Below are 19614 nucleotides of genomic sequence, written 5' to 3'. Positions count from 1 at the left end.
TGTCAGACTTTAATGCCCGCTATGTCCCTGCGGTTTCCTTACCTGCACTTCGACTTCTGAAGCAGTATGCGCACCACGATGTGCAGCATGCTGCATACCTGCATGGGCATGGGCAGGCTGACGCGGTGCTTCGCCAACGGGGCCACCATATTCATAGGCGACAGTCCCTTGGGGATGCTTATACCAGCCGGGGTCTTTATAGTCGCCCGGCTTCTGGTCCTTGCGCACCTTGACAACGCTGAACATGCCGCCCATCTCCAGGCCGCCAAATGGCCCTTCGCCTGTCATCATGGGAATGGTATTGTCCGGCAAGGGCATTTCCATTGCGCCCATGTCAGCCATGCCCTTATCCCCCATGGTCATGTAAGCGGGAATGAGCTTGTTGATTTTGCCTGCCACGTCTTTGTGATCAACACCTATCATTGACGGTACATTATGACCCATGGCATTCATGGTGTGATGGCTCTTATGGCAGTGGAAGGACCAGTCGCCCTCTTCATCGGCGACAAACTCCACCTGGCGCATCTGACCGACGGCAATATCCGTCGTTACCTCAGGCCAGCGTGCGGTTCTGGGCACAGGCCCACCGTCTGTGCCAGTCACGGTAAATTCATGGCCATGAATATGGATGGGGTGGTTGGTCATCGTCAGATTGCCTATGCGTATCCTGACCCTGTCATTCTTGCGTACATTCAGGGTATCGATGCCGGGGAAGATACGGCTATTCCATGACCACAGATTGAAATCTGTCATGGTCATGATATTGGGCTTGTAGGCACCAGGTTCTATATCATAGGCATTGAGCAGGAAGATAAAATCCCTGTCCACTTCATCAATCTGGGGATGTTTATTTTTGGGATGGGTAATCCATGAACCCATCATGCCCATGGCCATTTGCGTCATTTCATCGGCATGCGGGTGGTACATGAAAGTGCCGGGGCGGCGTGCCACAAATTCATAGACAAAGGTCTTGCCTGGCTGTATTGATGGCTGGGTCAGGCCGGATACACCATCCATGCCGTTCGGCAGGCGTTGGCCGTGCCAGTGAACGCTGGTATGTTCTGGCAAACGGTTGGTGACAAAGATGCGTACGCGATCACCCTCCACCACTTCTATTGTCGGGCCGGGACTCTGGCCGTTATAACCCCATAGATGCGCCTTCATGCCAGGTGCCATTTCACGCACCACGGGTTCTGCCACGAGATGGAATTCCTTGACGCCATTATTCATGCGCCATGGCAGGGTCCAGCCATTCAGGGTTACCACCGGATTATACGGGCGGCCAGTTTTAGGCTGCAGTGGCGGCATGGTGTCCGGGCTGGTTTGTGTGACTGCTTCTGGCAAGGCTGCCAGGGCCACTTTACTGACCGTACTTGCTGCCAGTGCGCCACCGGCGATACCAGTGATACCTGCCAATTTAAAAAAATCTCTTCTTGTACTCATTCTATTTCCTTCGCAGATCTTGTGATCAATGCGCTGCATCTGCCGTGGCAGTTGCTTTGACGGGGTTCAAATTACTGGCTGACGGGCGACCGATCAGCTCAGCCTGCAAGGCTGCATCTGCCAGCCAGAATTGTTGTTCTGCATTGATAGCAGCCAGCACGCTATTAATTTGCTCGCGGCTGTCGGCCAGCAGTTCAAACACGCTGATGAACATGCCGTTATAGCGCAACTGGTTTTCTGCCGAAATACGTTTGCGTAGCGGCAGGATTTCGTCGCGATATTGGCGGGCAATATCGTACATGCTGCGATAGGCTGAATAGCTGACGCGCAGATGTGAACCCGCATTATTCACCGTCGCTTGCAGGCGATAACTGGCGGCCAGGGTTTTGGCATTCATCGCTGTTCTCTGTGCATCGCCCCAGTCAAATAAGGGCAACCTCAGGCTGACTTCAAAGCCGCGTTTGATCTCGCTATGCCCTGCTGCATCAAAATTGGTATCGCGCCTGATACCCAGTTCAATATCCGAAAAACTGCTGACCAGGCCCAGACCCTGGCGCGCTGCGGCAGCGTCCAGTTCTTGCCTGGCCAGTTGTATATCAAGACGGTTTTTTGTGGCTTGCGGGCCTATGCTTTCTGGTGCCAGTGGTGTTGCTGGCAAATCAGGCAGGCGTTCTGGCAAGCGGAGAGTTTTCTCCTGCTCATCTGTCAGACCCAGCAAGCGCACCAGTTCTTCCCGCGCAGCGAGGCTGGCATGAAGGGCAAAGCTGAGCTGGGCCACGGCATCAGCCTTGAAAGCTTGCTGGCGCGCTGCCTGCAAGTTATTGAAGTTACCCGCCTTGAGCATGCGCTCAGCCAGCATGGCACTGGCATCAGCGGCTTCACCAACTTGTCTGGCGTATTCCAGGCTTTGCTGGGCCGCGACTGCCTTTACCCAGGCAACACGCACCTGGCTGACGCTGGCAATAACATCCAGACCTAACTGCGTCTGTGCGTGCGCCAGGCCATGTTGCGCCATGCTTTGTCTTTGCGGCAGGCTCAATAAATCGAGCAGGCCAAAACTCAGCAGGCGGCCAATTTCCAGTTCACCGGACTGGCGGCTGCGCTCAAAGTTAAAGAGAGGATTCTGGATGCGCCCCTCTTGCTCTGTATCCGCCCCACTTGCCTGGTGCTGCGCCAGCATGGCTTGCAAGGCCGGGCTATTGAGCAAGGCGATTTGTACGGCTGCATCTTGCGACAAGGGTACACGCAGCAAATTCGCTGCCTGGTCCTGCCTGTCCTTATGCTGTGCAGACGTGCTGGCCAGTGCCAGCCTCCCCTGGGTGTAAGCGGGATATTGCTGATTGATTTTTTGTGTACTCTGGTCGATATCAAAACTGGCACAGCCAGTCAATGCCAGCAAGGCTGGCAACAGATATCGGTAATGAATGTGCGACATGAGTCCTCGCGATATGAAGTGTGTTCTACCAAATTTGGGAATGCGTGTGATTGTCGCAGGTTCGGTTGCTTCGTAGGTTGGGCTACGGTTTACCAGCCCAACACTCGGCCTTAACAAACGTTTACCTTATTTCAACGCCCAGTGTTGGGCTGATAAGGCGTAGCCCAATCTACGAATTAATACGGTCTACGAGGTAAGTAAGCTGCGCAAGCTATTAATTCAGGCAAAAACAGCCCTGGGAGGACGTTCCAGCATGCGCGCAGCCACAGATGCTGGCAACAAGACCGGCAGCACCTGGGCATCATCATGCATGGGAATAAAGGCAGAAATTGAAGGAGCAGGCATCAGGGCGATGCCCATGCAACAGGGGGAAGTAGACTTGCAATGATTGCCCACTTTGGCCTTCACGGCATCAGTGCTAGTGCTGGCATTATCAGCGTCAGCGGCTGGCTGGCAGTGTTCATTGCCACTGGCAACAGAAACATCAGCCTGGACAGGCATATCCATGGCGCAGCCCAGTTTACTGGCAACAGCAAAGCCCTGCAGGGGCAGCAGTACCAGTAACAGGCAAGCAATCAATAAACGCCATGATTTTTTCATGTGCCGAAGTTATCACAATTCGGGCTTTTCAACAAACGGCCAAATCAACCCATCATTAAATTGAGTGCCAGCATCAACATCACAATACCCACCAGACTATCCAGCACCCGCCAGGCCATGGGTTTGGCGAACCAGGGGGCCAGCAGGCGGGCACCAAAGCCCAGAGCGGCAAACCAGATCGTGGCGTTCAAGATGGCACCCACAGCAAACCAGTATTTGCCATCACCAGGCTGCTGGCCGCCTATGGCACCCAGCAATACCACCGTATCCAGATAGGTGTGGGGGTTGAGCAAAGTCGCTCCCAGCACCGCCAGCGCGGCCTTGCCCGCCGTCAGGCTTAGCTCCCCCGCTTCAGCCACCAGGCTTTGCTGACTGGCGGCAGCCCGCAGAGAGCGCACGCCGTACCAGATCAAAAACGCCGCTCCGCCCCAGCGGGCTATCGTCAGCAAGACTGGCTGGCTATTGATCATGCCACCTATCCCCGCCACACCAGCCAGTATCAACAGCATTTCACAAGCGATGCAGATCATCACGGTCAAACCCACATGCTGCTTACGCAAACCCATGCGCAAGACATGCGCATTTTGCGAACCGATAGCCATGATCAAACCCGCACTCATGCCCATGCCCTTGAGTATAAAAGCCAACATCATCTGTCTCCCCGTTTGTTGATGCAGGGAGTTTGGACAAAAAAGGGTTTAATATGAAGTAAATTTAAAATATTTACGAATTCATTAAAATTTCTTAATTAACTTTTGAATGCATTTAAAGAAACATGCAAACAAGACTAGACAGCCGCCAATGCGAAGCCTTCCTCAGTGTCATTGACCATGGCAGCCTGGAACTAGCTGCGCAGGCCCTGAACCTGACCAGCTCGGCCATTTCCCAGCGCATCAAGGCACTGGAAATGGAGTTGGGTAATACCCTGCTGATACGCAGCCGTCCATGTCGTGCCACCGCTGCCGGGCAAAAGCTGGTGCAACATTTGCGCCGTGTGGCAGAACTGGAGCAGGATTTACAGAGTGAATTTGCGGGCCAGCAAAGTGCCGCTATCAGCATTGCGCTGGGTGTCAATGCCGACAGCCTGGATAGCTGGCTATTGCCCGCCCTGGCAGAATTCCTGATTGCAGAAAACATCTTGCTTGATGTTGCCATTGATGACCAGGACCATACCCATGACTTGCTAGAAAGCGGCATGGTACTAGGCTGCATATCGGCAGAGCCGCAAGCCATGCGCGGATGCCAGGCAGTGCCACTGGGGATCATGCGTTATCACCTGATTGCCAGCAAGGCATATTGCCAGCGCTGGTTCCCGCAAGGCATGACACGTGAGACAGCAAGGCTGGCACCAGTGCTGACCTTTAATCGCAAGGACAAATTGCAAGCCCAGATTTTGCTAGAGCATTTTGGTTTGCCGGAAAATGCTTATCCCACCCATTATGTACCCGCGACAACGCCCTACAACCGCGCCATCCTGCTGGGCCTGGGTTGGGGAGTCATCCCCGATGTGATGCTGAAAAACCTGGAACAGGACAAGCTCACCAGGCTGATGCCCGACCGGCCTGTGGATGTAGCGCTGTACTGGCATCACTGGAAAGTACAAACACCAAGGCTGGCGCGTCTGACAAATACCCTGGTCAGACAAGCAAGGGCAAGTTTGCTACCGATTAAACCGGTTGCGTGATTGCTTGTAAAACCGGTTCCAAAACTGGCTTGGAAATTACATCGGGAACAGCCTCGAATGCAGGTTGCACCTGATTACGTCCCTGTGACTTGGCGACGTAAAGGCGTTCGTCTGCACGCTGCACCAGGCTTTCCATGGTATCCGTGACTTTCAGTTCTGCCACGCCAAAACTGGCGGTGATCCGCAAGACTGTTCCATCCGGCATGCGAACGAAGAGATGCTGCTCCACCTGCCTGCGTATCCGCTCTGCCACTTCCAGCGCTGCCTGCAAATTTGTCTCTGGCAAGACCATGAGAAATTCTTCACCGCCGTAACGGACTATCCAGTCCACATCAACACGCAATTCTTTTGCCAGGCTTTTTGCGAAGGCCAGCAATACATGGTCACCGATGGCATGACCATACTCATCATTGACCTTCTTGAAAAAATCTATATCGCAAAAGATCAGGGACAAATGACGCTGATAGCGCACGGCTCTTTGTATTTCTGCCGGCATGCGTTCATTGAACAACAGGCGGTTGTAACAAGCAGTCAGGCCATCGGTGATGGATAGCTGCTTCAGGCTTTTCATGGCTGCTTCAAGCTGGCTGGTTCTTTCTGCGACCAGGGCATCCTGGTGGGCGATATGCTTTTGCAGGCTGTCTTGCATGGTGCAAAAACCATCGACGACGAGGTCAATTTCGTTATAGCCATTTCCTGGCTTGCGTTGTAATTCCAGCTTGGTCGACAACTGGTTGGCTTGCAGGTTTTTGACAAAATCTGCCAGTTGGCGCATGGGTTTTTCCAAGTCACGCCGCAAGATTGCCACCACAGCCATGAAGATAAACACCGACAAAATCACCACTTCGATGAAGACGATGATAAAACTGCGCAATAACTCCTTACGCAGCACTGCCTTGTCCACCACAAATTCAGCCTTGCCGACTGAGGTGCTGGCATCTGCAGGTGCAGGTATATCGAACACCATATGCTGCCCACTGACAAGATGATTGATATCTCCACCAGTAAAATGTTGCCCGGTACTGGCCTTGATGGCGACATAGGCAATACTTGGGTTTTTCAGGATCAGGGCGATTTGCTTTTGTATGGTTTGCGGTTCTATATCCCAGATGGCGACTGACAGCAAAGGCAAATGCGCGCGTGCGACATCGTTGACTGTCATATCAAAATTCTCTTCTATTGCGCGGTAATTCAGCCAGGCTTGCAGGCTGCTGACGCACACGACACACAGAATGACCCATTTGAAAACGCGACGTATCAACAAACTGGCAATTGGTTGCAATGCTGTATGGCTCATCTGCGTAAGTCTGCCTGGTTCAATAATTGACGAAAACTGAAATCATATTTTTTTGCTGCCGGATTGAGCACCTTGCTAAACCGCCTGAAGTCCAGCCGTTCATAATTCTGTGCGCCAAACAAATACTGGAAGCGACGGGCTTCGTGAGGAGTGAACAGGATAAACATCGATCTCTCAAGTTCGAGGCCTTCATCAGCAAAATCCTTGCCGTGATGGTAGTCGTACAGCATCACCAGGCTGAATGCCCCTGTGATGAAATGACCACCCGCCAGCGAGCTCAGGCTGCCTGATTCCAAAGCCGTGAAAGCTTCGGATGAAGTATTGATGCCACTGAAATAAGCGTCCCGCCCAGGCTTGCCACCGCGGGCACGCCAGCTCTCCATGGCACCAAAGGCCATCAAGTCATTGCCTGCCCAGACCAGCCTTGTATCTGGATAACGCTGATACAGCCAGGTACTTTGCTCCTGCGCCTTGGCTCGATTCCAGTCAGCGTAAATCACCTGGTCGATGACGACATTTTTTGCTTCGGCAACGGCGCGACGCATGCCTTCGTTGCGCTTATAAGAAGTGGTGGTTGACCTGTCACCTGCTATCGCCAGCATATGTAATTTACCGTCAGCCCCCATCAGTTTTTCTGCCATGCCACGCTGTATCAGCGCACGAGCAGTCAGATAACCAGCATCTCCGGCACGAGGCTCCAGTCCACCTAGCCAGCCTTTATAGATTTGCCGCGGCAGGCCAACTTTGTCACGTTCACCGGCATCACTAAAACCACTATAAGCAAAAAAGGTTTTGATATGGGCGGCATCAAGTATGCGCATGGCTTCGGCACCGACGGCATAGTCATTGGACAGAATCACATAGTCAGGCCGGGCGCTGACAGGCCGCGCTGCAATTTTTTTTGCCAGCTCCAGGGTTTTTAAATGATCGCGCTCGACATAGATGATTTCCAGTTGCATGCCCAGATTGTGGGCCGCAGCCATCATGCAATTATTGGCAGTCACCCAATACACTTCATCCGACCGGCCAGGATTGAGAAAGGTCACAGTCATGGCCATCACTGCAGCAGGTACGAAAAACATACAGCCGATAATCAGGCCAAGCATCAGGCCAAGCATCAAACGATAAATCCACATATCCGCCTCAGGGCATTCGATCATGCCTTAGTGAATACCGCAGATGTAAGCACTGCAGATCGCATAAGTCATCACCTGCCCGCAAATCCATAAATTTGCAGGCATACAGGTTTTTTGTCAGACTCTATTTTGGCGGTTTTGAAGAAAAAAAGTTGCTTACTTCACAAAAAATCACATTTATGCGCCAGTGCACACCGCTCCGCTGAAATCCCGTAGGAGCGGCTTCAGCCGCGAATTTCCAAGCCCATAAAAATGGCCGCAACGACAAAGTGGCGGCCAGGGAAAAATGTTCGCGGCTAAAGCCGCTCCTACATAATTAGGAACTCTGTTTCTCTAATTGCGCTTTTTCACGCTTGAGATTGATGATGGCCTGGCTGGTATACAAATCAGCAAACCAGGCGTCGGTGAACAGCTTGCCTGTTTCGGCCAGGCTTACAAAATAACTCAAGACTCGCCCCCGGCCAGCACGATACGCATCTTCTTCCACTTCGTCATACTCCATCCTGACAGCGGCAGCATAGGCATCATAAGTATCTGCAGCTTGCCCCAGAATTGCGAGGTCAACACTCAGCATGGCGTCTTTCAAAAGATGCACGAGGCTGGCGCTCTGGAAGTGGTCAGTCACGCGTATGAGATCTGCCACCTCTTGCAGGTGTTGCGTACCCAAAGCTGCATCCAGCCACAGCCTGGCGCTTTGCTCTTCATTCGACAGATCAGCGTGCTTGCCACCATAGACAGCATCATGAAACCAGAATGCTTTTTTCAATATCGCCACATCTGCTTTGGCAGCACCAGTATTGCTCGCCCAGGCCGAGATTTCGCTCAGGCCATGCACAAGATGATCAAGATTATGATAAGTGCGGCGTGTAGCGCCATAGGCATCATCACCAGTCAGATAATCAAACCAGTGGTCCAGCTTGGCACTGTCAACACCGGCCTCGCCTTCCCAGAGTTTTTGCCAGTCAGTGCGCAACCAGCTTTTGATCCAGGCGATATAAGCTGGCACGGGCATGAATTTTTTTACTGTCCAGTGCCAGCCCACTGGCCCTTGCAAGGCACGCACAAAACTGGAACTGACAGAACCAAGATCACGTGGCGGCATGACGAAGATAGTCTTGGCACCGTCGAGCACATCGACATTGGTTTGCTGTATCAGGTTTTCATAATCGAAGTCTGAGGTATTACGTATGCCGCGCACCAGATACTCTATGCCGTGGCGCTTGGCAGCGCGGGCTGTGTAATCGCCTTTGACAATGACGACACTGACATTATCCCAGCCGCATTCAGCCACACTGCGTTCAATGATGTCCTTGCGCTCAGGGGCAGAAAACTGCGGCTTCTTGCCAGGATTTTCAGAAATGAAAACCACGACCTCATCTGCCAGTGCACGTGCCTCTTGTATCACCCACAGGTGACCATTGGTGATGGGATCAAGAGTGCCAGAGAATGCGATTTTTTTCATTTGTTATCCCAGTGTGACTTATAAATAAGATGCTGCTGCAAGACCAGCCTGCTCAATTCTTCGCTGCTACCCTGATTGACCATCAGGGTATGGGCTTGTTCCCGGAAAGCATATTCATCTGCCTGCATATTGAAAACCTGCCGGATCTCGATTTCAGTCCAGTCTGGATTACGAAGACGTATCCGCTGCATACGTGTTTCTTCATCGGCCTGCAATAGCAAGACGCTATCGTACAGCAAGCCATCAACTTCATCAGGCAGCAGTGCCGATTCCCAAATGACATAAGCGGCTGTTTGCTGCAAAGTCCATTGCCGCATGGCTTGCATTACGTATGGTTGCAGCAAATTCCGCAAGCAACGATTGACATGACTATCGGTGGCCAGCACTGTGCGCAAGATGCCGCGCCGCAGGCAACCATCTTCTGTCAGCAATTGCGGCAATGCCTGAGCGATGTGGGCCATTACCGGATGCTGGCTATCCTGATGTATTGCGCGCGCCACCAGGTCTGCATCAATCACTGGCACGCCCAGCTTGAGAAAAGCAGCCGCAGCACTGGATTTGCCGCAGCCCATGCCACCAGTCAGTAGCACCACACGAGGCGGCCTGACTTTGTCAGCAGCGGAAATGAGAGCAGAACCCATGTCAATCTCCAATACTGGTTAATCAACCAATATTGAGAGATTAATACACCAACACTCAAACCGCAAGCTTATTTTGGTCATTTAACCAAATTAAAAAATATGATTGCTTGCCACCAAGGCCGACTCGCATGGTCAAGCTGGCGCTGTCATATCTCCGACATATTACAAATATATTATGCGACCACATCTACACTGACAAAGCTATACTTGATAAAAAAGGAAGAGCAATGATTTCTGACAGCCGGAGAAAGTTTCTGCAGTTTTCAGCCGCAAGTGCGGGTGCCAGCATGTTGCCAGGGGTGATACAGCAAGCTCTTGCTGTCCCCGCAAACAATGCCACTGGTACGCTGGCCGATGTTGGCCATGTGGTGATTTTCATGCAGGAAAACCGCTCCTTTGATCATTACTTTGGCACGCTCGCCGGTGTACGTGGCTTTGAAGACCCGCGCGCCATCAGTCTACCAAATGGTGCGCCAGTCTGGCAGCAACCCAATCCTGCCGGTGGCAGCGTCCTGCCTTTTCATTTCGATGCCAAGAACACCAGCGCCCTGTCCGTGGGCACCAATCATTCATGGAAAGGCTCGCAGCAAACCTGGCAAGGCTGGAATGCCTGGGTCAGCCAGAAGACCGTGCAAACCATGGGTTATTTCGACCGTGGTGACCTGCCGTTTTATTACGCACTGGCAGACGCCTTCACGATTTGCGATGCTTATCATTGCTCTATCTTCGGTGCGACCGACCCCAACCGCATGTATTCATTGACTGGAACAAGCCAGGGCTGGATAGGTGCCATGGGCAGCCTGTATAACATTGATGCCAAGGGTTATTACAATGGCGACCCGGCCAATGACAATGTCTCTGCCGCTGTCACAGCCAGTGCCCCCAACTGGCAAACCTATGCAGAAGTGCTGGAAGCCAGTCAGGTCAGCTGGAAGGTCTACCAGGAATGGGATAACTATGGCGATAACTACCTCGCCTATTTCAAGAATTTCCGCGTCAATGCAGACGGTAGCAGATTGAGCAGCAACTCGCCGCTGTACCAGAAAGCCCGCAGTCTGGCACCCGGTGCCAGTGTAGGTGGCAGCAAAGGTGATGGCCTGGTCAGTGCCTTTGCCAATGACGTGCGTAACAAGCGCCTGCCACAAGTATCATGGATATGCGCGCCCAATGATTACACCGAGCATTCGCCGAATTCCCCCAATGCAGGTGAAAACCTGACGGCCAGATTGCTGGCGGCCCTGGTGGCAGAGCCTGAAGTCTGGGCCAAGACCGTGTTTTTGTTGATGTATGACGAAAACGATGGTTTCTTTGACCATGTTCCGCCTCATATCCCACCCATTACCGCAGCCATGGGCCGTTCTACCCTGGCAGACAATGGTGTCTATGAAAAATACGGTACTGAGCCGGTCGGCCTGGGGCCTCGCGTCCCCATGCTGGTGATTTCACCCTGGAGCAAGGGTGGTAAAGTATGCTCCCAGGTTTTTGATCACACTTCCAAGCTGCGTTTTCTTGAAGAATGGCTGGTGAACGGTCTGGGCAAGGACAGGGCCGCCGTCAGTTGCAAGCAGATATCGCCGTGGAGGCGTACAGTCTGTGGCGATTTGACTTCTGCTTTTGATTTCAAATCACCAGACCAGAACTGGCCCGCGACAGTGCCAAAAACAGCAGCCTACGTCCCGGTCAATGGCAAACCCTATCCGGTGCCACCAGCCATCCAGATACAGCCGCGCCAGGAAGCATATCAGGCTGCACAAGGCCCACGCCCGGCCTGCCGCCTGCCTTACCTGCTGACGGCACAGGCAAAGCTCAATACCAGCAAGCAACTAGAAGTAGGCTTCAGCAATGCTGGCACGGCTGGTGCTGCGTTTATCGTGTATTCAAAAGTGCGCTCAGACGGCCCCTGGTATTACACCGTTGAAGCAGGCAAGCAGATACAGAAAGAAATCTGGAACTGGAGCAGCGATACCTATCACCTCAATGCCTATGGACCGAATGGTTTCATGCGCGAATGGGCTGGCAGCACCAGTGCAGTCATCAAGCCTGAGATACTGGCTGTGCATGACAACACTACCGGCAAACTGGTACTGACCTTATCCAATATCGATAATGCACAAGCTTGCACTTTCACCATCAGTGACAATGCCTATGGCAATCTCAAAAGCAGCCACTCACTCACCGGTGGACAAAGCTTGCGCCTGGAATATCCATTGATCAATAGTTTTGGCTGGTACGACTTCAGTATCACCAGCAATGTCGATACTCAGTTTTTGCGCAGGATTGCAGGCCATGTGGAAGCGGCAAGCGGTACTAGCAACAATAACCGCACGGATCCACTGATAGGCGGCAGCCGCAATGAAGCCCGCCTGAGCACGGCCACCCCACGCATCACACGCGGCAGCAATCTTGTCGTCTCTTATGCCGTACCGCAAGCCCAGGTCAATGCCAAAAACTGGATAGGCGTGTACGCAGCCGGTGCAGTGCCTGGTACGGTCAATTCATTGGTCTGGCAATATGCAGGCAATGCGCAGGGTAGTCTGACACTCAATACGGCCAACCTGGCCAGCGGCAATTATGCGGTCTGGTATTTATACAATGATGCTTATACACCGCTGACCAGTTCGCTGGCAGTGACTATTGCCTGAGACTGTTGAAATGAAAAGCCAGGTAAATAAAGATTTACTTGGTTTGCCAGCTTCATGTTTTTGGAAATATCGACGCAATGCTTCCAAAAGCACAATCATTTCAAAGCAGCAATACTAGTAGCACGTCAAAACCCCTCAAGATAATTGTCGATTTAGCATCTACTCTTTATATTCATCCCAAACACAGTTGATAAATCTACCAGGTTAATGAAAACAAGCCCTAAACAAGCCCATAAGCAGGCATACAAAATTGCAGCTAAACCACTGATTATTAAAGAAATATTAGTTTACTCATTTTTTAGCTCTTGAAAAGCATATCCCCCGCCCATATACTTAGCACTCGTTGGGAGAGAGTGCTAACAAAGTCTTTCCCCAGCTTAATTGAATTCCAATAGTAATTACTCGCAAATTTAAAGGAGCTTGTATGAACCTTCGTCCCCTGCATGATCGCCTGATCGTGAAACGCCTGGATCAAGAAACAAAAACCGCATCCGGTATCGTTCTGCCTGACGCTGCTGCTGAAAAGCCAGATCAAGGTGAAGTACTGGCTGTTGGTCCTGGCAAATTGCTGGACAACGGTACTGTGCGCGCCCTGGACGTCAAAGTCGGCGACCGCGTTTTGTTCGGTAAATATTCTGGTCAGGCTGTCAAAGTTGACGGCAACGAAGTTCTGGTGATGCGTGAAGAAGATATCTTCGCGGTCGTACAGAAGTAATCGACATCCACGATATCAATTAAAGAATTCGGAGAATTAATATGGCAGCTAAACAAGTAATTTTTGGTGATGACGCACGTGCGAAAATCGTCAATGGCGTCAACATCCTGGCGAACGCAGTTAAAGTAACTCTGGGCCCTAAAGGCCGTAACGTTGTTCTGGAACGCTCTTTCGGCGCGCCTACAGTAACCAAAGACGGTGTCTCAGTTGCTAAAGAGATCGAACTGAAAGACAAGCTGGAAAACATGGGTGCACAACTGGTGAAAGAAGTGGCTTCCCGCACTTCTGACAACGCTGGTGACGGTACAACGACAGCGACAGTTCTGGCACAAGCCATCGTTCGCGAAGGTTTCAAATATGTAGCAGCTGGCTTCAACCCAACTGACTTGAAACGCGGTATCGACAAAGCGGTGACAGCCATCGTTGCTGAAATCAAAACTCTGTCCAAGCCAACAACAACCAACAAAGAAATCGCTCAAGTTGGTTCCATTTCCGCTAACTCCGATGCAAACATCGGCGACATCATTGCCAAAGCAATGGACAAAGTCGGTAAAGAAGGCGTGATCACTGTTGAAGACGGCAAATCCCTGGACAACGAACTCGACATCGTTGAAGGTATGCAGTTTGACCGTGGCTATCTGTCACCATACTTCATCAACAATCCAGAAAAACAATCCGTTATCCTGGAAAATCCGTTCATCCTGTTGTTCGACAAAAAAATCTCGAACATCCGTGACCTGCTGCCAGTGTTGGAACAAGTTGCAAAATCCGGTCGCCCACTGCTGATCATCGCTGAAGATGTAGACGGCGAAGCGCTGGCAACTCTGGTTGTGAACAACATCCGTGGCATCCTGAAAACTGCAGCTGTTAAAGCTCCAGGCTTCGGTGACCGTCGCAAAGCCATGCTGGAAGACATCGCTATCCTGACCGGTGGTCAAGTGATTGCTGAAGAAGTTGGCCTGACACTGGAAAAAGCAACTCTGGCTGATCTGGGTCAAGCTAAACGCATCGAAATCGGCAAAGAAAACACGACAGTGATCGATGGCGCTGGCCAGGCTGTAGGTATCGAAGCACGCGTTAAACAAATCCGCGCGCAAATCGAAGAAGCAACTTCTGACTACGACCGTGAAAAACTGCAAGAACGCGTTGCCAAACTGGCAGGCGGCGTTGCTGTGATCAAGGTTGGTGCTGCAACTGAAGTTGAAATGAAAGAGAAAAAAGCACGCGTTGAAGATGCTCTGCACGCAACTCGCGCTGCCGTAGAAGAAGGCGTTGTTCCTGGCGGTGGCGTTGCCCTGCTGCGCGCACGTCAAGCTGCTGGCGACATCAAAGGCGACAATCCAGATCAAGAAGCAGGTATCAAACTGGTTCTGAAAGCAATCGAAGCACCTCTGCGTGAAATCGTTGCTAACGCCGGTGGCGAACCTAGCGTTGTTGTTAACGCCATCATCAATGGCAAAGGCAACTACGGCTTTAATGCTGCCAATGACACATACGGCGACATGATAGAAATGGGTATCCTGGACCCAGCTAAAGTAACTCGCTCTGCATTGCAAAATGCAGCGTCTGTTGCTGGCCTGATCCTGACTACTGACGCTCTGGTTGCTGAATTGTCTGAAGACAAACCAGCAATGGGTGGTGGTGATATGGGTGGTATGGGCGGTATGGGTGGCATGGGCGGCATGATGTAAGAACCCGTTCACGATCTTAAGCGCGAGCGCGGTTGTTGCTTATGTGGGGCTCATGCGCTGCTCAAAATGCTCATGTACTTAAGTACATTCCGCTTTTTGCGCTGCTCTTCACCCCGCTGACGCCCGCTCGCTACAGATCATAAACAGGTTCTACTAGCTGCTAGCTACTCTCAGTGATCCAACCGAGAGCCGCATTGCTCAAAACCCCGCAACTTGCGTTGCGGGGTTTTTTGTTACCCCTCACGATTTATCCACTTCGGCAACATCCCATTCAGGCAGCGCAGTTGAACATCCATTGCACGCCAAACTGGTCGGTCAGCTTGCCAAAATAATCTCCCCAGATTTGCACGGCCAGCGGCGTCGTCACATTTGCCCCCTGGCTCATAAGCGCAAATAGCTGATCAGTTTGCTCACGGCTATCCATCATCAGTATGTGGGCAGAACCCCGCATAGGCTCTGCATCATCATTGTCTGAGGCATAGAAAAGCACGCCCGGCCCCTCGAATCTGGCATGCATGATCTTGCCGCGCATGGCCTCGGTCTTCAGCGACATTCCGCCCTCACCATGACGCAGCATGTCGGTCACCCTGCCCAGGCCGCACTTCGCATAAAACTCCAGCGCCTGCTCGCATTGCGTTGTAAAAAACAGATAATTTGATTGCTGCATTGTACTTACCCCTGTTTAATGAAAACCTTGCTGCACCGCCTCATCCATCTCTGCATTGGAATAGCCCTTGCCCGCAATACCCCAGGTGCCATCTACGGCATATGTCACGTTGACATACGTCCGTTCCCGCGGATGCTGGCCCTGTTTAAGCTTGTCTATGATGTCCGTGACCTCACTGACAAAAGCCTGCTTGACCTCGGCGGTAGGAAAAGTGACTGAAGGAACCTTCACTTCGATAACCGCCAGCGACTGGTGCTTGCCACCAGCATAGCTGTGCGCCTCCGGGCTGACGACCAGGTGGCCGACTACGTTATGTGTCATGAACTTGTTGCCACTCAAGCCGTGCACGCGTAACAAAGCGTCTGCGACGAGAGGCAGCACTTCACGCTCCCCTTCAAGAGTAAGAAGGTCTGTAGTAACTTGAACTGAGATAGGCATAGCTTAACTCCTTGATCAAAATGAATGGTCGAGCCAAGGACCAGCCCTTGACTCCCGCATAACGGACGTTATATAACGGTCGTGATGTGATGTATCATTACATAACGATCGTTATTTTGTAAAGTTTTAAATAGCACTTTTATTCTGGAGATTTTTTACATGGCACACCGGGCGGGACAAAAAGAAGAAAGCAAGGCAAAGATACTTAAAAGCGCAGGTCGTGGATTTCGCAGCCGGGGTTTTGGTGGTTCCGGCGTTGATGGCTTGGCAAAGGACGCCGCAGTAACATCAGGTGCTTTCTATGCCCATTTCAAGTCGAAGGCAGATGCTTTCCGCGAAGCGGTGGTCGCCGGGCTGGAAGAGCTGAAGCTGGGAATCAGCCAGGCGCGCGAGCAACTGGGAAGTGGCTGGCGCACGGCATTCATCGATTTTTACCTCGGGGAGCGTCGCACTTGTGACCTGGCCGATAGCTGTGCATTACAAAGCCTGTCGCCTGAAGTGGCGCGGGCAGAGGAAAAAACGCGACAAGCCTATGAAACCGAATTACTGGCCATCATAGAAACAGTGGCTGCAGGCCTGGATGGACAAGCTGATACCAAACGCGAAGAAGCAACTGCCTTGCTGGCACTGCTGGTCGGCGGCGTCACCCTTGCCAGGGCTGTCAATGATCCTGCCATAAGCAAGGATATTGCTGCGGCAGTTCGCAAGGCAGCTTTGGATTTGAACAGCCACTGACGCCCGAATTTGCATGCATGGAATTCTGCCCCGGTCACGCTGACCGGGACAATTCAGGTCGGGGACAGTCATGCGACGATGCCAATTTCGCTATAAATCAAATAGAACAACAGCAAAATCCTTTTTTTCAACAAGCACGCTTGACAGAAAACATCTGTCGCTTGGATACTGCCGCACCTGAAAGAAAATTTTCATATTTCCGGCTTCGTGTTTCATATTTGCAATGATCTTGCGTATGCATCAACAAGCCGGGCATCATCATCAAGCAAGACAACCGCTTTGGAGAAAATATGGCGCTGCAACAATTAAGCGATGAGCAAATACGAACCTGGACCCGTGCCCAAAAGGACGAGTGGTGGTTCGCCAATATTTATCGGGGGGACATGGCGCAGTTGACCATACGCTCGGCATTCACTGGCTTTTTGCTTGGCGGCATATTGTCTGCAACTGCTTTATACATCGGTGCCAAGACCGGTATCACCATAGGTGTAGGCCTGACATCTGTCATTCTGGCCTTTGCGATTTTCAAAATACTCGCCAACCTGGGTCTGGCCAAGGATTTCACTATCCTTGAAAACAACTGTACGCAATCCATCGCCACAGCTGCTGGCTATATGACCATGCCGCTCAATACCGTGCTGTCAGCCTATATGCTGATCAGTGGCACGGTAGTCAGTTGGTGGCATCTGGTGGTGTGGATGAGTATCTGCTCCATCCTGGGTGTACTGGTGGCCTTCCCGATGAAGCGCCGCTTTATCAATGAAGATCAACTGCCCTTCCCTGAAGGCCGTGCCTGTGGCGTGGTGCTGGATGCGGTATATACGGGCGAAGCAGCCAGCGGCATGTACAAGGCGCGTCTGATGGCTTTCACCGCCATGTGGACAGCCATCTACCAGATGATCACCAGCGATGGCTGGATGAAATTCATCCAGTTCAAAATCCTGCGCATGGATAAATGGGCAGGCATGACAGAGGCCTGGCATTTCCAGGAGCGCGTTGACTCTTACTATTACGCAGCGGCAGTCAAATATGACATGCTGATCCCAAAAATCCTGGGTACAGACTTCCGTGCACTGGGCCTGCGCTTTACCATGGATGCTGCCATGCTGGGCGTTGGCGGCCTGATGGGCATACGTGTCGCCAGCAGCGTTTTGCTGGGCACCATCATCAATTTCGTTTTTCTGGCACCGTGGATGATACAGCGTGGCGACATCGTCGAACGTATCGCTCCTAGCGGTAAACTGGTACCGATTTCCCGTACCGAGATCGTCAACCAATGGGGTCTGTGGTGGGCGGTTTCCATGATGGTGGTGGCTTCCTTCATCAGCCTGGCAGCCAAGCCTGAATTGTTCACCAGTCTGTTCAAAAAATCTGACACCAAGAAAGTGGCTGACCAAACCAGCACTGTTCTTGATCATATCGAAGTACCGCTGATCATCTCTTACATCGGCATTCCTGTATTCAGTATCCTGGCTGCATGGACCACGCATGAATTCTTTGGCGTGCCATGGCTGATGTCCATCATCACCCTGCCGCTGGTGTTCATCCTGACCATCATCTGCGCCAATGCGATGGCCCTGACTTCATGGACACCAACTGGCACACTGTCAAAAATCACCCAGTTCAGCATGGGCGCTATCGACAGCACCAACCCTGCCAATAACCTGATACCTGCGGGCATGACAGCAGAAGTGGCATCGAATGCATCCAACCTGTTGTCTGATATCAAACCTGGTTACATGCTGGGTGCAAAACCAAGGCAGCAGGCGATAGGCCATATCATCGGTATTTTCTCAGGCGCGCTGGCTTGCGTACCGCTGTACTTCCTGCTGTTCTTGCCGCCAGATGCTGACGGCATACGCTCCACTGCCACTATTGTTTCCGACAAATTTGCCTTCCCAGGTGCGATGCAATGGAAGGGCGTTGCCGAACTGATCGCCAAAGGCTTCAGCAGCCTGCCAGCATCTGCCATCACCGGCATCATCGTGGCAGCCGTAGCCGCCACCATTATCGAACTGGCCCGCATCTTCACCAAAGGCCGCTTCCCCTTGTCCGCTGTTTCCATTGGTCTGGGCGTCATCCTGCCACCAGAATCCTGCCTGGCAATGTGGATAGGCGCAGCCATATTCTGGTGGATGGGTCGCAAGAACAGCACGCCTGGCAGCAAAGGCCATGATTTCTGGGTAGAGGGTTGCGAACCTATCTGCGCTGGCCTGATCTCTGGTGCAGCATTAATAGGTATCGGTAATGCGATTATCAATGTGTTGATCTGATACTGCGCTGAAACCTCGGACTTATAAACAACTGGCCCCGCTTTTGCGGGGCTTTTTCATGGATGTTTTTAAAAAGAAAATTATCAAATGCCAGGAACAAACACCTGTATTGCTGGTCAAGCTAAAGTGACACTCATTATTTACATGAGTTTTACATGAGCAAGGCAATACGATTTCCAGTATCAAGCTAGTAGCACTCGACATCAACAGCTTTAATCAACAGGAACACCAACCATGCCCATCGCAACTTTTCTTGCCACTGCAGCCCTGCTTGCCAGCCCCGCTGCTGCCACGATTCCTGGCACAATCCCCGGAACGACAGCCAATGTCGACGCTGCAACCCTTGCCGCCATCGAAGCGACTTGCTACGACTATATCGATGGCCAACTGGAAGCCGATCCAAAACGGGTAGCCCGGTCCCTGCATCCAGACCTGGCAAAACGCTCGGTGATAGGCGACACACCAGACGAGCGCCTGGGCTTGCGACGCATGTCCAAAGAAGAACTGGTCAGCCTGACCAAGGCGGGCGCACTAAAAACACCCAAGGCAGAATGGAGCCGTACCTGCGCCGTCCTCGATGTAACAGACAAGGCAGCCTCAGTACGTCTGGAAACCCCATGGTTTGTCGATTACTTCCACATGGGCAAATTTGAAGACCGCTGGATTATTGTGAATGCGCTTTGGTATAGCAAGCCGAAGAAAAGCAGTTAAATGAGAATGAGATAAGTGCCTGGCGATCATGTACTGGCTATAGA

At 51.9% G+C, this 19614-nt stretch carries 17 protein-coding genes; 7 read left to right on the top strand and 10 right to left on the bottom strand.

Going from position 1 to position 19614, the window contains the following annotated elements:
* Positions 1-9: 9 nt before the first annotated feature.
* The 4 genes from DFR42_RS21220 to DFR42_RS21205 all read right to left on the bottom strand — a co-directional run bounded on the left by DFR42_RS21220 (position 10) and on the right by DFR42_RS21205 (position 4128).
* On the bottom strand, positions 10-1443 hold the full coding sequence (locus DFR42_RS21220) for a multicopper oxidase family protein (protein ID WP_110257040.1): 1434 nt from the start codon (positions 1441-1443) through the stop codon (positions 10-12).
* Positions 1444-1468: 25 nt separating this feature from the next.
* On the bottom strand, positions 1469-2878 hold the full coding sequence (locus DFR42_RS21215) for a TolC family protein (protein WP_110257039.1): 1410 nt from the start codon (positions 2876-2878) through the stop codon (positions 1469-1471).
* Between the two features lie 219 nt (positions 2879-3097).
* Complete coding sequence (locus DFR42_RS21210) at positions 3098-3478, bottom strand: hypothetical protein (RefSeq protein WP_110257038.1); 381 nt, start codon at positions 3476-3478, stop codon at positions 3098-3100.
* 44 nt (positions 3479-3522) lie between these two features.
* On the bottom strand, positions 3523-4128 hold the full coding sequence (locus tag DFR42_RS21205; RefSeq protein ID WP_342766855.1) for a LysE/ArgO family amino acid transporter: 606 nt from the start codon (positions 4126-4128) through the stop codon (positions 3523-3525).
* A 125-nt stretch (positions 4129-4253) separates the two neighbouring features.
* On the opposite strand from DFR42_RS21205, the gene DFR42_RS21200 reads away from it, so the two are divergent.
* Entirely contained in the window at positions 4254-5162 is a 909-nt protein-coding gene (locus DFR42_RS21200; protein ID WP_110257036.1) for a LysR family transcriptional regulator ArgP, read from the top strand.
* Here DFR42_RS21200 and DFR42_RS21195 read toward each other — a convergent pair.
* The 4 genes from DFR42_RS21195 to coaE form a co-directional block, all read right to left on the bottom strand.
* Entirely contained in the window at positions 5146-6459 is a 1314-nt protein-coding gene (locus DFR42_RS21195) for a sensor domain-containing diguanylate cyclase (RefSeq protein WP_110257035.1), read from the bottom strand. The genes DFR42_RS21200 and DFR42_RS21195 overlap by 17 nt on opposite strands.
* Positions 6456-7619 carry an ABC transporter substrate-binding protein gene (locus DFR42_RS21190; RefSeq protein WP_245937039.1) on the bottom strand — a complete coding sequence of 388 codons (1164 nt, stop codon included), beginning with the start codon at positions 7617-7619 and terminating at the stop codon, positions 6456-6458. The genes DFR42_RS21195 and DFR42_RS21190 overlap by 4 nt, the downstream gene beginning before the upstream one ends.
* Before the next feature lie 292 nt (positions 7620-7911).
* Positions 7912-9057 carry a pantetheine-phosphate adenylyltransferase gene (coaD, locus tag DFR42_RS21185; protein WP_110257034.1) on the bottom strand — a complete coding sequence of 382 codons (1146 nt, stop codon included), beginning with the start codon at positions 9055-9057 and terminating at the stop codon, positions 7912-7914.
* Positions 9054-9698: a dephospho-CoA kinase gene (coaE, locus tag DFR42_RS21180; RefSeq protein WP_110257033.1), complete on the bottom strand. Its 645-nt coding sequence runs from the start codon at positions 9696-9698 to the stop codon at positions 9054-9056. Before coaE ends, coaD begins: the two co-directional genes overlap by 4 nt.
* A 227-nt stretch (positions 9699-9925) precedes the next feature.
* Between coaE and DFR42_RS21175 the strand changes: the two genes are divergently transcribed.
* The 3 genes from DFR42_RS21175 to groL all read left to right on the top strand — a co-directional run bounded on the left by DFR42_RS21175 (position 9926) and on the right by groL (position 14746).
* Positions 9926-12340 carry a phosphocholine-specific phospholipase C gene (locus tag DFR42_RS21175; protein ID WP_211324378.1) on the top strand — a complete coding sequence of 805 codons (2415 nt, stop codon included), beginning with the start codon at positions 9926-9928 and terminating at the stop codon, positions 12338-12340.
* Positions 12341-12764: 424 nt separating this feature from the next.
* The gene (groES, locus tag DFR42_RS21170) at positions 12765-13055 is read left to right on the top strand and encodes a co-chaperone GroES (RefSeq protein WP_110257032.1); all 291 of its coding nucleotides are present in this window, start codon (positions 12765-12767) and stop codon (positions 13053-13055) included.
* A gap of 41 nt (positions 13056-13096) precedes the next feature.
* On the top strand, positions 13097-14746 hold the full coding sequence (gene groL / locus DFR42_RS21165) for a chaperonin GroEL (RefSeq protein WP_110257031.1): 1650 nt from the start codon (positions 13097-13099) through the stop codon (positions 14744-14746).
* 271 nt (positions 14747-15017) lie between these two features.
* Here the strand turns inward: groL and DFR42_RS21160 are convergent, their stop codons facing one another.
* Entirely contained in the window at positions 15018-15413 is a 396-nt protein-coding gene (locus tag DFR42_RS21160; RefSeq protein ID WP_110257030.1) for a VOC family protein, read from the bottom strand.
* Between the two features lie 15 nt (positions 15414-15428).
* Positions 15429-15851, bottom strand: coding sequence for a tautomerase family protein (locus DFR42_RS21155; RefSeq protein WP_146218937.1), 423 nt, complete (start codon positions 15849-15851; stop codon positions 15429-15431).
* A gap of 159 nt (positions 15852-16010) precedes the next feature.
* Between DFR42_RS21155 and DFR42_RS21150 the strand changes: the two genes are divergently transcribed.
* From DFR42_RS21150 to DFR42_RS21140, 3 genes are all read left to right on the top strand, one after another.
* Positions 16011-16586, top strand: coding sequence for a TetR/AcrR family transcriptional regulator (locus DFR42_RS21150; RefSeq protein WP_110257028.1), 576 nt, complete (start codon positions 16011-16013; stop codon positions 16584-16586).
* A 290-nt stretch (positions 16587-16876) separates the two neighbouring features.
* Positions 16877-18859, top strand: coding sequence for an OPT family oligopeptide transporter (locus tag DFR42_RS21145; RefSeq protein WP_110257027.1), 1983 nt, complete (start codon positions 16877-16879; stop codon positions 18857-18859).
* A gap of 234 nt (positions 18860-19093) precedes the next feature.
* Positions 19094-19570, top strand: a complete 477-nt coding sequence (locus tag DFR42_RS21140) for a nuclear transport factor 2 family protein (RefSeq protein ID WP_110257026.1) — start codon at positions 19094-19096, stop codon at positions 19568-19570.
* The last annotated feature ends 44 nt before the right edge of the window (positions 19571-19614 follow it).

The sequence above is a fragment of the Undibacterium pigrum genome (assembly GCF_003201815.1).
GTDB lineage: Bacteria > Pseudomonadota > Gammaproteobacteria > Burkholderiales > Burkholderiaceae_D > Undibacterium > Undibacterium pigrum.
Note: the sequence above shows the minus strand (reverse complement) of the source record. Positions and strands in the feature narration are given on the sequence as shown.